This window comes from Brevundimonas sp. ABV4_179 (assembly GCF_056311945.1).
The window spans coordinates 1,236,658-1,251,895 of sequence record NZ_CM149976.1 but is presented as its reverse complement, the minus strand read 5'-3'; the positions used below and the strand labels follow the sequence as shown (position 1 = coordinate 1,251,895).

Genomic DNA, 15,238 nt, shown 5'->3' with positions numbered 1-15,238 from the left:
CACCGCATCGAGCCTTGCTGAGGCGAGAACGATGCGGACGACGATTGATGACCCTGGCTGAAACATCCCTGCTTGAAGAGCCCTTCTGTCGGCCCCAGCCGATCGACGCGCCGGCCGTGCGCGAACCGACGCGCGAACGCGGCGGGGCCCGTGACGTCATCGTCTCCATCCCCGCCGACTTCCGCCTGACTTCGGGCGAAAAACTGAACCAACCCAATATCGTGGGCCGCCTTCATGGCCGGGCGGGCGCGCCCGTCGTCGTCGTCGCGGGCGGCATTTCCGCGGGGCGTTTCGTCCACCGCACCGAGACCAACGGCCTGGGCTGGTGGTCGGGCGCCGTGTCGGTGCGCGGCCCTATCGACCTGAGCCGCTTCCAGGTTCTGGCCGTGGATTTCGCCCCCGGCGCCGAGTTTCTGGACACGCCCGTCACCATCACCACCCAGGATCAGGCGCGCCTGCTTGCCTTGGTGCTGACCCATCTGAAGATCGAGCGGATCGCCGCCTTCGTCGGCTGCTCCTACGGCGGCATGGTCGCCCTGGCCTTCGCGGAACTGTTTCCCGACTGGGCCGAGCAGCTGATCGTCGTGTCCGCCGCCCACCGCGCCCACCCCCAGGCCACGGCCTGGCGCGGCATCCAGCGCCGCATCCTGCAGTTCGCCGTCGCCGCCGGTCGCCCGGAGGAAGGCGTCGCCCTGGCCCGCGAACTGGCCATGACCACCTATCGCACGGCCGAGGAGTTCCACGACCGTTTCGATACGACCGCGCCTGCGGCCGTCGGCGGCGCCTATCCTGTGTGCGACTATCTGACGGCGCGGGGCCGGGCCTACCGCACCCACACCACCCCGGCCCGCTGGCTGTCGATGTCCGATTCCCTGGATCGCCACAGCGTGACGCCCGAGGCCATTTCAACCCCCGTCACCCTGATCGGCTTCACTTCCGACCGGCTGGTGCCGATCGACGACATCCGCGAACTGGCCGCGCGGCTGCCGACCCTGTGGCGCTTCGTCGAGGCGCCCTCCCTCTATGGCCACGACGCCTTTCTGAAGGAGGACGCCTTCGTGGGCGACATCCTCCGCGCCGCCTTCAAGGACATCAAAGCATGACTTCCCGTCCCGCCAATCCGCACACCATCGCCGCCCGCACGGGCGTGGATTCGGACACGGCACATGGCGCGGTCATGCCCCCGCTCTATCTGTCATCCAACTATTCCTTCGCGGGCTTCGAGCAGAAGCGGAAGTATGACTACAGCCGCTCGGGCAATCCGACGCGCGACGTCCTGGCCGAGACCCTGACCGAGCTGGAAGGCGGCGCGGGCGCCGTGATCACCGCCACCGGCATGGCCGCGGTCGACCTGCCCCTTGCCCTGCTGGAGCCGGGCGATCTTCTGATCGCGCCGCACGACTGTTACGGCGGCACCTGTCGCCTGCTGAACGCCCGCGCCAAGAAGGGCCATTTCGAGCTGCTGCTGGTCGACCAAGGCGATCCCGTCGCCCTGGAGGCGGCCCTGGCGTTGAAGCCCAGGCTGGTGCTGGTCGAAACCCCGTCCAACCCCCTGCTGCGCCTGGTCGACGTCGCCGACATCTGCACCCGCGCCCATGCGGCGGGCGCCAAGGTCGTCTGCGACAACACCTTCCTGTCGCCCGCGCTGCAGAACCCGATCAAGCTGGGCGCCGACTTCGTGGTTCACTCCACGACCAAGTTCATCAACGGCCATTCCGACGTGGTGGGCGGCGCCGTCATCTCGGCCGACGCCGAGGATCATCAGACCCTGGCCTGGTGGGCCAACTGCACCGGCGTGACCGGATCGCCGTTCGACGCCTATCTGACCCTGCGCGGCGTACGCACACTGTTCGCCCGCATCGAGCGCCAGCAGGCCACGGCGGGCAAGATCGCCGAGTTGTTGAACGCCCATCCGGCGGTCAAGGTCGTCCACTATCCCGGCCTGAAGTCCCACCCCAGCCATGCCCTGGTCGCCGCCCAGCAGGCCGGCCCCGGCGCCATGCTCAGCTTCGAGCTGGAAGGCGGGACCGGCGCCGTGCGCGACCTGGTCGAAGCGCTGGAGATTTTCACCCTGGCGGAATCGCTGGGCGGGGTCGAAAGCCTGATCGCCCACCCCGCCACCATGACCCACGCCGCCATGACGCCGGAGCAGCGCGCCACCGCCGGGATCGGCGACGGCCTGGTGCGCCTGTCTGTCGGGCTGGAGCATGTCGAGGATCTGATCGGCGACCTGTTCCCGGCCTTGGACGCCCTGGCGCCCGTCAAGGCGGAAGCCGCATAAGTTTTCGCTTGCAGAGGGGACCGAACCGGGGCACATGCGCCGCCCCGGCCGCGGTCCCTTCGTCTATCGGTTAGGACGTCAGGTTTTCAACCTGAAAAGAGGGGTTCGACTCCCCTAGGGACTGCCACCGGCGACGCCTCCACGACCGTTCCGATCCGCCGCGTCGAGCGAACGCTCCGCCCCCGGATTAACCTTCTGGTAATCACTATGTTCGGATCGCGGCGGTAAGCCTTTCGATTCACAGACTTTTTTCGGCCGCACTCAGGAACTATCCACAGGGACTGTGGTTAATCCACCGTGAACGCGGCGCAGAAGCGCCCTCCCCTCCCGCACCGAGATCGTCATGTTTATCGCCATCGCCCGCCCGGCGGTGGAGCCCCAAGGCCCCGACGCCGTCGCCGTCCCCGGCTCTCCCGCCATCGCTGAACTGTCGCCCCGCGCCCTCCATGCGCGCCTTCTCGAAAACGCCGCCTTGCGCCGCCTGCGCGGGCTGGAACGCCGTCGCGAGCATCGGCTCGACGATGCCGAATACTGGCTTCACGCCGCCCCCATCGCCGTTCGGAAAGCCAGCGCCCTGCGCGAGGAACGCAGCTTCTCGCCCCTGCCGTGACGGACTTCACCTACCTCAGATAACTTTGTTTGGCATCAGGGGTTGTCCAAACGGCCTTTGATGTCGACAAGGAGGGGCATGGCCGCTCGCGTCGCGACACTCTCCGTCGGAAAGGCGATCCTGGTCACGGGGGGCGCCGGCTATGTCGGCGCCCATGTGTGTGAAGGCCTGGCCGCCGCAGGATACCGCCCCGTCGTCCTGGACAATCTGTCAACGGGCCGTCGCGCCTTCGCGCGTTGGGGGCCGCTGATCGAGGGGGATGTCTGGGACGCCGAACTGGTGCGTCGGACCCTGGTCGAGCATGACATCCGCGCCGTCCTGCATTTCGCCGCCTCCTCCGTCGTGCCGGAATCGGTGCGCGCGCCGCTCGACTGTTATCGCAACAATTTGGGCGGGCTGTTCGGCCTGTTGGGCGGGATGCGGGCGGCGGGCGTGAACACCCTCGTCTTCTCCAGCACCTGCGCCGTCTATGGCGATCCCGGCGCCGGGCCGATCATCGAGGAGCAGGCGCCGGCGCCCGTCACCCCCTATGGCCGCTCCAAACTGGGGTGCGAACAGATTCTGGCCGACGCCGCCGCCGCCCACGGCCTGAACGCCGTCGCCCTGCGCTATTTCAACGCCAGCGGGGCCTCGGCGTGCGGCCTGATCGGCGAGGACCGGCCGGTCGAGACCCACCTGATCCCGCGCGCCATGATGGCCCTGAAGGGCGGCGTCGACGACTTCGCCGTCTATGGAACCGACTATCCCACGCCGGACGGCACGGCGATCCGCGACTATGTCCATGTGTCGGACCTGGCCCAGGGACATCTGTCGGCCCTGGCGCAACTGCTGGATGGACGCCGCGGCTTTGCGGCCTACAATCTCGGCGCCGGCCAGGGCCATTCGGTGCGTCAGGTTCTGGCGGCGATCATGCGCCATAGCGGCCTGCGGCTGCCCGACGTATCGGGCGAACGCCGCGCTGGCGATCCGGCGCATCTGGTCGCCGACATCGCCCTGGCCCGCCGGGACCTGGGCTTTGCGCCGCGCCAGTCCGACCTGTCCGCCATCGTCGCCAGCGCCTGGGCCTGGCACAACCGCCTCAGCGCAGTTCGGGCATCCGGCGGCGCAGCGAGGCTTTCAGTTTTTCCAGCTTCTGGCCTGCGGATTTCGGCCGCACCCGCTTGCGATGCTCCAGCCCCGCGCCCCAGCGGGCATGGACCGGCGCGTCCAGATGCGGATGGCGGTCGTGCTGATGGACGATGGGGCTGATCCCGCCGTCGGGATTGACCACATGCCCGTCTGCGAACCTCAGCCGCTCGCCGGGCGTCAGGCCCAGCGTCGCCACCCGGCCATAGTTGGCCCGCACCGTCGCCCCGACCAGCCCCCGATGGATGGCCAGGTTGAAGGCCGCCTGATCGGCGCCGAACGCGCCGCCGATCTCCGAACGCGGCGCGGACGCCAGGGCCAGGATCAGCCGCGACAGACGCGAAACCTCTGCACGCGGCCCGACCAGCGTCCCCACGCACAGACAGGCCCTGTCCGCCATCCGATCCGCCTGAGCCTGGCCAAACAGGGCGCGCAGATATTTCATGTTGAAGGCGTGGTCCGCCAGCGGCCCGTCCGCCTCCACGAAGGCCTCTAGTCCTTGCGGCGCGGGATCGAAGGGCGGGGCCTGGAAGATCACGTCGCGTACGTCGCAGGCCAGGGCTGCGCCCGGCCGGTCGCCTAGCAGGCCCGCAAAGGCGACGAACCGCTGCATCACCGGATGGGGCGTCCAGCCGCGCCAAACCGGCGCATCCACGGCCATCACCTCATGACGGGCCAGAAAGGCGCGCAGGTCCGCGTCCTGGTCCACCACCAGAGCGACCGCCCCGTCGAACACGGCCCGCAGCGAGGTCACGAAGGGGGCGATGTCGGCGGCGTCGTATCCCGTGGCGTAGCCAACCACCGCATCGCCATCGGGCAGGGGCGCGAACGCTTCCGTCGCCGCCAGCGCCTGGGCCAGCCAGTCCAGATAGTCCGACCGCGCCGCCCCCTGTTTCATGGCCTCAGCGGTCGCCCATCAGTTCGGCGAACCGGTCGAACAGATACAGGCTGTCGGTCGGTCCGGGCGAAGCCTCGGGGTGGTGCTGGACGCTGAAGATCGGCTTGTCTTTCACCGCGATGCCGCAATTGGTGCCGTCGAACAGGCTGACGTGGGTTTCGGTCACGGCCTGGGGCAGGCTGTCGCGGTCCACGGTGAAGCCGTGGTTCATCGACACAATCTCGACCTTGCCGGTGGTCAGATCCTTGACCGGATGGTTGGCGCCGTGGTGGCCCTGCTCCATCTTCACCGTCTTGGCGCCCAGGGCCAGGGCCAGCATCTGGTGGCCCAGGCAGATGCCCATCAGGGGCTTGCCGCTGGCGACCAGCTTCTGGATTTCCGGCACGGCGTATTCGCCGGTCGCGGCCGGATCGCCCGGACCGTTCGACAGGACCACGCCGTCGGGATTGCGGGCCAGAACCTCTTCCGCCGTCGTCGTGGCGGGAACCACGGTGATCCTGGCGCCGGTCGAGGCGAGAGCGCGCAGGATGTTGCGCTTCACCCCATAGTCGATGACAACGACAGTCTTGCCGCCGGCGACGGTGGGATAGCCTTCCGGCCAGTCCCAGACGCCCTCGTTCCACTCGAAGGCTTGCAGGGTCGAAGCAGGCTTGGCCAGATCCAGACCGACCAGGCCGGTCCAGGCCTTGGCCTGGGCGACCAGGGCGTCCAGGTCGAACTCGCCGTTCGGGTCATGGGCGATCACCGCGTGGGGCGCGCCCTTGTCGCGGATGATCTTGGTCAGGGCGCGGGTGTCGACGCCGGCCAGGCCGACGACGCCGCGCCGCTTCATCCAGTCGTCGAAACTGGCGTCCGAGCGATAGTTGGCCGGATCGGTCGGGAGGTCGCGGAAGATCGCGCCGCGCGCAGAGGTGTCGGACCCGCCGCCCATCTGTTCGATGTCTTCGACGTTCGTGCCGACATTGCCGACGTGCGGGAAGGTGAAGGCCAGGATCTGGCTCATGTAGGACGGGTCGGTCAGGATTTCCTGATAGCCGGTCATGGCGGTGTTGAAGACCACCTCGCCCAGGGCCGAACCCACGGCGCCGACGCCGATCCCCTGCAGGATGGTGCCGTCGGCCAGTGCGAGGACGCCCGTCGCGCCCGGAAGAATCTTGGTCGTCATGGGCGCGCTCCTAAAACCGAATCCCGCCCGAACCGGGGCGGGACGCAAACGGCCGGGTCGTTAGGCCCTGCCGCTCGCGCCGTCAACCACGGCTCAACGCCCATCGCTGATGGAGGCCGGTCCGACCAGTTGGAAGGTCGCCGTCACTCCGCCCTGCGCGTGGGGCGCCAGCCAGATGTCGAACAGACCCGGCTCGATCCGATAGGTCTCGTCCGCCCCGATGAAGCCCAGCTGGCGGGCGTTCAGGGTGAAGCTGACCTTGCGGCTCTCGCCGGGGCGCAAGGCCACCCGCTTGAAGTCCTTCAGCAGCCGCCCCGGCTGGGTCAGGCTGGCCACCCGGTCATGGATATAGAGTTGCACCAGCTCCTCGGCCGCGTGTCGGCCGGTATTGGTCACGGCAACCGCCACCTCGAGCGTCCCGGCCCAGGGCAACTGATCCGTCGCCATCTCGATCGGCCCGTATGTGATCGCCCCATAGGTCAGGCCGTAGCCGAACGGATAAAGCGCCGTATTGGGGGTCTCGCGATAGCGGGACTTGTACTCCTCGGTCGCCAGATCGGGATTGGCCGGGCGGCCGGTCGTCTTGCGGTCGTAGGAATAGGGCTGCTGGCCCGACTTGTGCGGGAAGCTGACAGGCAGGCGGGCGGACGGGCCGTGATCGCCGAAGATCACATCGGCGACCGCATGGCCCATCTGTTCGCCCAGGAACCAGGTCACGACGATGGCCTGGGCGTTCTTGACATTGCCTTCCAGCGCCAGGCCCCGGCCGTTTCTCAGCAGGACGACCATGGGCTTGCCCAGGGCCGCCATGGCGTCGACCAGCGCCATCTGCGGGGCCGGCACCACGATCTCGGTGCGCGACTGGGCCTCGCCCGACATATTGGTCGCCTCGCCGATAGCCAGAACGATGACCTCGGCGTCGCGGGCGGCGGCGACAGCCTGTTCGATCCCGCCGTCCAGCGGCGTCTCCACGCCCGAACCGCGCGCGATGGTCAGGTTCTGCGGATCGCGCATGGCGGCGCGGAAGCCGGTCTCCAGCGAGACCCGCCGCTCGGGCGCGCCCCAGATGGTCCACGGCCCCCACACATTGTCCACGTCGTCTGCGAACGGGCCGACCAGGGCGATCTTGCGGCCCTTGTCCAGCGGCAGCAGGTCCTGCTCGTTCTTCAGCAGAACCACCGACTTGCGTCCCGCCTCGCGCGACAGTTCGATGTGTTCGCGCGATCCCACCACGGCCTTTTCGCGCGCAGCGTCGGTGCCGCGATAGGGATCGTCGAACAGGCCCAGCGCCGCCTTGGCGGTCAGGACGCGACGCACCGCCTCGTCCAGCCGCGCCATCGACACCTCGCCCGAGGCCACCAGGCCGGGCAGATGCTCCATATACAGGCCCGACACCATCGACACGTCGACCCCGGCGTTGAAGGCCAGGCGCGTGGCGTCGCGGCCGTCCTCGGCAAAGCCGTGGGCCACCAGTTCCTGCTCGGAGGTGTAGTCCGAGACCACGAAGCCTTCGAAGCCCCACTCTCCGCGCAGGATGTCGGTCAGCAACTTGCGGCTGCCCGAGGCCGGCACGCCGTTCACATCGTTGAAGGCGCTCATGATCGACAGGGCGCCGGCGTCCACCGACGCCTTGAACGGCGGCAGGAACACCCCGCGCAGCGTCTGTTCGCTCATGTCGGTGGTGTTGTATTCGACGCCGCCCACGGCGGCGGAATAGGCGGCCATGTGTTTGGCGGTGGCCAGGACCGCGTCACGGTCGTCCAGGCCCTTTTCGCCTTGGAAGCCGCGCACCCGGGCGGCGGCCAGCAGGTTGTTCAGCAGCACGTCCTCGCCCGCGCCCTCGACGTTGCGGCCCCAGCGCTGGTCTCGCGCCACGTCCACCATCGGCGCATAGGTCTGGTGCACGGCCGAGGCCGCCGTCTCCACCGCCGCCGCGCGTGCGGTCCGATAGGCCAGTTCGGTGTCGAACGCCGCCGCCTCGGCCAGGGGCACGGGGAAGATGGTCGACAGGCCGTGGATCACGTCGGCGGCGAACAGCAGCGGGATCTTCAGCCGGCTTTCCTCCATCGCCACCTGCTGGATGCGACGGCCCGCCTCGGCGCCGATGCCGTTGAACAGCGACCCGACCTTGCCCTCGCGGATCAGGGCGGTGACGCGCGCGGGATCGCCCGTGCCGTCCAGCGGATTCACGGCCGTCGGCATCCAGCGGAACGGATCGGCCAGCAGATTCAACTGCCCGGCCTTCTCCTCGACCGTCATGGCCGCGATCAGATCCTCGATCCTCTGGCGGTGGCGGGCGATGGTGCGGGACGCTTGGGCGGAAACAGGCATGGGGAAGACTCCGGCGCCCATCAGGGCCAAAAGCCCCAGGCCAGACAAGAAATTTCTACGGGAAGCCGCAGGCTTGAGAGGTCGCGTCAACAGTGGCGCTCCTTCAGGGACGAGATCGAGCAGCGAAGCTCAGACGCCTAGCCTCTGGCGACCGACCGCTTCAACCCCCGCCGACGATGTAAATGATGTAACGGCCGCCCGCCCGATCAAGGTCCGTTTCAGCGCCGTGATCGACATGGCCGCCGTCGCTCTGTCGGGGATGCGCCCCGTTCGGCCCCCGCCTATCCCAGGGCGATGTCCAGGAACATCATCCCCACCAGACCGATCATCAGCCCGATCATCGAGCCCTCGCCCTTGGACTTCTCGCGCGTTTCGGGAATGATCTCGGCGGTCACGACATAGATCATGGCGCCGGCCGCCAGACCCAGGCCCCACGGCAGCGCGCCGGGAACCAGATCGACCACGCTGGCCCCGATCAGTCCGCCGACCGGTTCGACCAGGCCGGACGCCAGCGCCGCCAGGAAGGCCGGCCAGCGTCCATAGCCCAGGGTCGCCATCGCGGCCGACACGGCCAGACCCTCCGGCATGTTCTGGATGCCGATGCCGACAGCCGTGGACAGGCCCTGGTGCAGGTCGCCGCCGCCGAAGCTGACTCCCACCGCCGCCCCTTCGGGAAAGTTGTGCAAGGTGATGGCGATGATGAACAGCCAGATGCGCCGCGACAGGTCGCGCGATCCCGCCGGGCCGATGGCCAGCATGTCGACCGGCGCGAACCGGTTCATCAGGCCGATCACCGCCGCCCCGATCAGCACCGCCGTCGCCATGACCCCGGCGGCCATCGCCTGTCCGGCGCCCCCCGCCTGCAGCACGTCCACGCCGGGAATGATCAGCGAAAAGAACGACGCCGCCAGCATGACGCCGGCGGCGAAGCCCAGCAGGGCGCTCTGGGTCTGAACCCCCGCCTTGCGGAAGAACAGCAGCGGCACAGCCCCCACCGCCGTCATCATGCCCGCCGCCAGGCTGCCGAGACCGCCCGCGGCAATCGGGGAAAGGGATTCCATCATCCGTCTGCATTGAGGCGCGACGCGGCAAGAGACAAGCCCGAACCGTGGCGTTAGAGAAAGCTTCATGTCCCAGCGCGCCGCCCTCCCCGCCGGCCCGAACGCTGCGTCGGCGCTTGGCGTCGCGCGGCGGGTCGTGGTCAAGATCGGATCCTCGCTTCTGATCGACGCCGCCACGCGCCGGCCGACGCGCGACTGGCTGGCCGCCATCGCCTCGGACCTGGCCGCGCTGCGCGCCGAAGGGCGCGAGGTCATCGTCGTCTCGTCCGGCTCCATCGCCCTGGGGCGCGGGCGGCTGCCGGCGCTGGGCGTTCGGCTGGAGGACAAGCAGGCGGCGGCCTCGGTCGGGCAGTCCCTGTTGATGGCGGCCTGGTCTGCGGCGCTGGAGCCGCATGGTCTGGTGGCGGGCCAGGTTCTGCTGACGCGCGACGACACCGAACGCCGCCGCCGCTGGCTGAACGGTCGCGCCACCGTCCACGCGCTTCTGGCCCACGGCGTCATTCCCATCGTCAACGAGAACGACACGGTGGCGACCGAGGAAATCCGTTATGGCGACAACGACCGGCTGGCCGCGCGCGCGGCCCAACTGGCGCGAGCGGACCTGCTGATCCTGCTGTCGGACGTGGACGGCCTGTACACCGCCGATCCGCGCCGCGATCCGAACGCCGCCCACCTGCCGCTGATCGAGACCCTTTCGCCCGAGGTCCTGGCCATGGGCGGAGGCGCCAACGCCGCTGCAGGCGTCGGCACGGGCGGCATGGCCACCAAGCTGGCGGCGGCCCAGATCGCACGCTCCGCTGGCTGCGCCACTATCATCGCCTCGGGCCAGGCCCTGTGGCCCCTGACCGCCATCCGCGAGGGCGCGCGGGCCACCCTGATAGTCGCGCCCAATGGCCCGATGGCCGCCTACAAACAGTGGATTGCGGGCAGTCTGTCGCCGGCCGGCGAACTGCGGCTGGACGCCGGGGCCGTCGCCGCCTTGCAGGCGGGCAAGAGCCTGCTGCCCGCAGGCGTCATCGCCATATCGGGCGATTTCGAGAAGGGCGACTGCGTACGCCTGACCGATCCCTCCGGCCTGCCGGTCGGGGTGGGTCTGGCCGCCTACGCCGCCGAAGACGCCGCCCGTATTCGTGGACGCCGCAGCGATGAGATCGAGGCCATCCTCGGCTATCGCGGGGCCTCCGTCCTTATCCACCGAGACGACATGGTTCTGGCTGACCGATGACCGACCTGACCGCACGAATGCTCGACCTGGGCCGCCGCGCCCGCGCCGCCGCCGCAGCCTTGCGCGAGGCGCCCGCCGCCGCCCGCACACGCGCGCTGGCGCTGTTGGCCGAAAAGCTGAAGGCGGCCGAGCCCGCGCTCCTCGACGCCAACGCCCGCGACGTGGAGGCCGCGCGCGCCAGCGGCATGGCCGAGGCCCAGATCGACCGGCTGCTGCTGACGCCCGCCCGCGTGGAGGGCATGGCCCAGGCGGTGGCGACCATCGCCGCCGTGCCTGATCCTCTGGGGGTCGAGACCGAACGCTGGACTCCCGCCAACGGCCTGGATATCGCCCGCGTCCGCACCCCCATCGGCGTGCTGGGCGTCATCTACGAGAGCCGGCCCAACGTCACCGCCGACGCCGCCGCCCTGTGCATCCGCTCGGGCAACGCAGCCATCCTGCGCTGCGGCTCGGACTGTCTGCAGTCGTCCCTGGCCATCGCCGCCCTGATCGCCGAAGCCCTGGCCGAGGCCAGCCTGCCCGCCGACGCGATCCAGCTGGTCGACACCCCCGACCGCCACGCCGTGGGCCTGATGCTGACCGGGCTGGACGGCGCCATCGACGTGATCGTGCCGCGCGGCGGCAAGAGCCTGGTCGCCCGCGTCCAGGCCGAGGCTCGAACGGCGGTGCTGAGCCATCTGGAGGGGCTGAACCACACATATCTGCACCGGTCGGCCGATCTGGAGACCGCCCGCGCCATCGTGCTGAACGCCAAGATGCGCCGCGTCTCGGTCTGCGGCGCGACAGAGACCCTTCTGGTGGACCGGGCGGCGGCCCAGCACCTGTTGCCCCCCATCGCCGCCGACCTGATCGCGGCCGGCTGCGAACTGCGCGGCGACGCCGAGGCGCAAGCGCTGGTCCCCGGCATGGTCCCGGCGGTCGAGAGCGACTGGCTGACGGAATATCTGGCGCCCATGCTGGCCGTCCGCATAGTCGAGGATATGGACGCCGCCGTCGATCACATCGCCCGCTACGGCTCGGGCCATACAGAGGCCATCGTCGCGACCGACCAAGCTGCCGCCGAACGGTTCGCGTCAAAGATCGACAGCGCCATCGTCCTGATCAACGCCTCGACCCAGTTCGCCGACGGCGGAGAGTTCGGCTTCGGCGGCGAAATCGGCATCTCCACCAGCCGCCTTCACGCGCGAGGCCCAGTCGGGGCGGAGCAGCTGACCACCTACAAATACGTCGTGCGCGGCCAGGGGCAGATCAGGCCCTGAAGCCCGGCTTGCCGTCAGTAAGGAAATTCCTTACCTTCATTGCATGATCAAGAGCCGCCTGACATCGAAGGCCCAGACGACCATCCCCCAGGCCGTGCGCGCCGCGCTCAGTCTGCAGGACGGCGACGAACTGCAATATGATCTGGACGGCGACCGGGTGATCCTGCGCAAGGCCCGCCGTGCGCCGGCGGAAGATCCATTCGCGGCGTTCGATGAATGGGACGGCGAGGCGGACCGCAAGGCCTATGCCGGACTTTGAGCGCGGCGACGTCGTCCGCGTCCCCTTCCCCTATACCGACCGCAGCACCCGCCAGCATCGCCCGGCCCTGATCGTCTCCGACGGGCCGCTGGGCGACGGCGACCGGCTTTTGTGGGTCGTGATGATCACCAGCGCCGACAATCGGCCATGGGCCGACGATGTGCCGTTCGGCGATACCTATGCCGACGCCGGCCTGCCCGCGCCGTCTGTCATCCGGCCAGCCAAGATCGCGACCATTGATGTCGCCGTTGCGACCCATCTTGGACGCATCGACGACGATCGGCTGGCGCGGACGATGCAAGCCGTCCGCGCCAGCCTTTGACATTCATCCCACCACTCGGCCTCAAGCAGCGCGAAGCGCGATAGGCCCAGCAAGAGAGCTTATGCTCTGCCCTTGGGCAGAGCATAGGCGATCACGTAATCGCCCTCCGGCGTCTCCATGAAGTGATGGCCCGCCGCCACGATAACCAGATACTGGCGGCCGTTCTGCTCATAGATCATCGGGTTGGCCTGGCCGCCTGCGGGCAGGACGTCGGACCAGACGGTCTTGCCCGTCTCGATGTCGATGGCGCGGATCAGATCGTCGGTCGCCGCGGCGATGAAGATCAGCCCGCCCGCCGTGACGACCGAACCGCCGTTGTTCGGCGTGCCGATCTCAAGCGGCAGCATCGAGGGGATGCCGAAAGGCCCGTTCTTGCGCGCCGTGCCGAACGGACGGTCCCACAGGGTCTTGCCGCTCTGCACGTCGATGGCGCGGATGCCGCCATAGGGAGGCTCCTTGCACAGCAGGCCGGTGAAGGGCATCCGCCAGCCGGCGTTCACGTCGATGGCGTAGGGCACGCCCATCTGCGGGTCGCCCGCGCCTTCGGCCTTGGACAGGTTGCCGCCCCGATTGGCCAGCTCCTTCTCGCGGGCGATGTAGCGGGGGTCGTCGCGCGGGAACCAGCCCAGCCTGTCGGCCTCGGCGCGCGGCACCAGACGGTTGTAGTTGGGCATGTCGTTGTAGTTGGCGATGATCACGCCGCGACGCGGATCCAGCGCCACGCTGCCCCAGTCCGAACCGCCGTTGTAGCCGGGATATTCGATGAAGCGACGATCCACGGTCGGGGGCGTGAACTGGCCCTGATACGACGCCTTCTTGAACTGGATGCGGCAGATCATCTGGTCGATCGGCGACATGCCCCACATATCGGCTTCGCGCAGATCGGGCTTGGCCAGGGTGTTGAACAGCGAATAGGGCTGGGTCGCCGCCCGTTGCGCGGGTTCGACGCCGCCGCGCGGGGCCGGACGATCCTGCACGCCATGCAGGGGTTGGCCGGTGCGGCGGTCCAGCACGAATATCTCGCCGCGCTTGGACGGCAGGATCACGGCAGGCACGACGCCCGACGCCGTGGGCATATCCACCAGCGTGACCTGCGAGCCGAGGTCATAGTCCCAGACGTCCATGCGGACAGTCTGATAATGCCAGCGCGGCTTGCCGGTCGTGACGTCCAGCGCGACCAGGGCGCTGGAGTACTGGTTTTCCTCAGGCCGACGCAGCGACGAATAATAGTCGGCGGCCGAGTTGCCCATCGGCAGATAGACCAGGCCCAGGGCCTCGTCGCCTGTGGCCGTGGTCCACATGTTCGGCGTGCCGGGGGTATAGGTCTGACCGGGCGGCGGGGTGGTGGCGGTCTCGGGACGCATCATGTCCCAGGCGAAGCGCATCTGCCCCGTCACGGCGTCATAGCCCTGGATCACGCCGGATGCGTTCCAGCGCTTTTGGCCGTCCAGAACCTGGTGGCCGGTGACGATGATCCCCCGCACGATGACGGGGGGCGAGGTGATCGACACCATGCCGGGGTAGGGGTCGCCCATCCCTTCCTTGATGCTGACCGCTCCATTGGTCCCGAAGGCGGGGCAAGGCACGCCCGTCCTGGCGTCCAAGGCGATGATGCGGCCGTCCAGCGTGCCTTCGATGATGCGGGTGGCGCAGGGCTGGGCCTGGTCCGCGTTCGGCACGGCGTAATAGGTCACACCCCGGCACGCGGCCGTATAGGGGATCTGCTCGTCCGGCACCTGGGGATCATAGGCCCACTTCTGCTTGCCGGTGTTGGCGTCCAGAGCGAACATCTTGTTGCGCGCCGAGCACAGATAGATGGTGTCGGCGATCTTCAGGGGCGTGGTCTCGGCCCCGAACCGCTGGCCCGGCAGGTCGCCGGTGCGGAAGGTCCAGGCGCGTTCCAGCTGGCCCACATTGTCCTTGTTGATCTGGTTCAGCGGCGAGTAGCGCTGGGCGGCCTCCGATCCGCCATAGGCGGGCCAGTCCACGCCGGCCTTGATCAGCGCCGGATCGCCGAAGGGACCGCGCGCGCCGGGCACAGGGCTATCGACGCCGGGCTGATTGATCTGACCGACCACCAGGCCGAACACCACCGTCAGCACCGCCAGGCCAAGCGCCCCGACGCCGGCCGTGCGACCGCCGCCCCGCCCGGGACGCAGCACCGGCAGGGTCGCCAGAACCAAGAACATCAAGACCAGCGGCCCGACCAGACGCGGGATCATGGCCCAGCCGTTCAGACCCTTCTCCCACAGCGCCCAGACCAGGGTCAGGATGAAGGTCGCGCCATAGATCCAGGCGCCGCGAACGTCGCGATAGACAAGGAAAAAGCCCGACGCGATCAGCGCCAGGCCCGCCAGGAGATAGTACCAGGAGCCGCCCAGCGCGGCGAGCTGAACCCCGCCCACGGTCAGCACCACGCCGATCACGGCCAGAAGCAGGCCGAGAAGCAGGGTCAGCCAGCCTCCCAGACCTGCGGGGGTTGTCCATCGCGGCATGATCGGCCTCTCCTGCTGGGATTGCAGTTGCTGCAACGGTTCAGCTCCCGTCTGGTTCCTAATGTCGCAGGCTCGGAACCAAACAGCGTTGCATCGCAACCAGGGAAATCGGCATCATTTGACGACATAACGTCCGATAGTGGACGATTTATTCTTTTTCGAACGCTGATAATGGCTCGCGGCAATAATATTTGCCTAGACGCCCAG

Annotated in this window: 12 protein-coding genes, 1 tRNA gene and 1 pseudogene; 9 read left to right on the top strand and 5 right to left on the bottom strand. The window is 68.6% G+C overall.

Annotated elements, in window-relative coordinates; genetic code table 11:
• Positions 1-47 precede the first annotated feature (47 nt).
• The 5 genes and pseudogenes from metX to galE all read left to right on the top strand — a co-directional run.
• Positions 48-1,103 carry a homoserine O-succinyltransferase MetX gene (gene metX, locus ACYX4P_RS05995; RefSeq protein WP_248117855.1) on the top strand — a complete coding sequence of 352 codons (1,056 nt, stop codon included), beginning with the start codon at positions 48-50 and terminating at the stop codon, positions 1,101-1,103.
• Positions 1,100-2,281 carry a cystathionine gamma-synthase gene (gene metB, locus ACYX4P_RS05990; protein WP_248117857.1) on the top strand — a complete coding sequence of 394 codons (1,182 nt, stop codon included), beginning with the start codon at positions 1,100-1,102 and terminating at the stop codon, positions 2,279-2,281. Before metX ends, metB begins: the two co-directional genes overlap by 4 nt.
• A gap of 52 nt (positions 2,282-2,333) precedes the next feature.
• Positions 2,334-2,408 (top strand) — tRNA-Glu (locus tag ACYX4P_RS05985).
• A 216-nt stretch (positions 2,409-2,624) separates the two neighbouring features.
• Positions 2,625-2,891, top strand: a complete 267-nt coding sequence (locus ACYX4P_RS05980; protein ID WP_248117859.1) for a hypothetical protein — start codon at positions 2,625-2,627, stop codon at positions 2,889-2,891.
• A 60-nt stretch (positions 2,892-2,951) separates the two neighbouring features.
• Positions 2,952-3,911: pseudogene (gene galE, locus ACYX4P_RS05975) on the top strand (UDP-glucose 4-epimerase GalE); the annotation flags it as partial.
• A gap of 58 nt (positions 3,912-3,969) precedes the next feature.
• Here galE and ACYX4P_RS05970 read toward each other — a convergent pair.
• From ACYX4P_RS05970 to ACYX4P_RS05955, 4 genes are all read right to left on the bottom strand, one after another.
• Positions 3,970-4,914, bottom strand: coding sequence for a hypothetical protein (locus ACYX4P_RS05970; protein ID WP_292045976.1), 945 nt, complete (start codon positions 4,912-4,914; stop codon positions 3,970-3,972).
• 4 nt (positions 4,915-4,918) lie between these two features.
• Positions 4,919-6,079: a glutamine-hydrolyzing carbamoyl-phosphate synthase small subunit gene (carA, locus tag ACYX4P_RS05965; RefSeq protein ID WP_292045977.1), complete on the bottom strand. Its 1,161-nt coding sequence runs from the start codon at positions 6,077-6,079 to the stop codon at positions 4,919-4,921.
• 93 nt (positions 6,080-6,172) lie between these two features.
• Entirely contained in the window at positions 6,173-8,410 is a 2,238-nt protein-coding gene (locus ACYX4P_RS05960) for a glycoside hydrolase family 3 N-terminal domain-containing protein (protein WP_248117865.1), read from the bottom strand.
• A 281-nt stretch (positions 8,411-8,691) separates the two neighbouring features.
• The gene (locus ACYX4P_RS05955) at positions 8,692-9,471 is read right to left on the bottom strand and encodes a ZIP family metal transporter (protein WP_248117867.1); all 780 of its coding nucleotides are present in this window, start codon (positions 9,469-9,471) and stop codon (positions 8,692-8,694) included.
• A gap of 67 nt (positions 9,472-9,538) precedes the next feature.
• Here ACYX4P_RS05955 and proB point away from each other — a divergent pair, with 67 nt between their 5' ends.
• The 4 genes from proB to ACYX4P_RS05935 are packed head-to-tail and all read left to right on the top strand — an operon-like array spanning position 9,539 to position 12,536.
• Positions 9,539-10,696 (top strand): glutamate 5-kinase, encoded by a 1,158-nt coding sequence (gene proB / locus ACYX4P_RS05950; RefSeq protein WP_248117869.1) that lies wholly within the window; start codon positions 9,539-9,541, stop codon positions 10,694-10,696.
• The gene (locus ACYX4P_RS05945; RefSeq protein ID WP_248117871.1) at positions 10,693-11,955 is read left to right on the top strand and encodes a glutamate-5-semialdehyde dehydrogenase; all 1,263 of its coding nucleotides are present in this window, start codon (positions 10,693-10,695) and stop codon (positions 11,953-11,955) included. The genes proB and ACYX4P_RS05945 overlap by 4 nt, the downstream gene beginning before the upstream one ends.
• A gap of 43 nt (positions 11,956-11,998) precedes the next feature.
• Complete coding sequence (locus tag ACYX4P_RS05940) at positions 11,999-12,214, top strand: AbrB/MazE/SpoVT family DNA-binding domain-containing protein (protein WP_248117873.1); 216 nt, start codon at positions 11,999-12,001, stop codon at positions 12,212-12,214.
• Complete coding sequence (locus ACYX4P_RS05935; protein WP_248117874.1) at positions 12,201-12,536, top strand: type II toxin-antitoxin system PemK/MazF family toxin; 336 nt, start codon at positions 12,201-12,203, stop codon at positions 12,534-12,536. Before ACYX4P_RS05940 ends, ACYX4P_RS05935 begins: the two co-directional genes overlap by 14 nt.
• A 59-nt stretch (positions 12,537-12,595) precedes the next feature.
• Here ACYX4P_RS05935 and ACYX4P_RS05930 read toward each other — a convergent pair whose 3' ends face one another.
• Positions 12,596-15,031: a membrane-bound PQQ-dependent dehydrogenase, glucose/quinate/shikimate family gene (locus tag ACYX4P_RS05930; protein WP_248117876.1), complete on the bottom strand. Its 2,436-nt coding sequence runs from the start codon at positions 15,029-15,031 to the stop codon at positions 12,596-12,598.
• Positions 15,032-15,238: the final 207 nt, after the last annotated feature.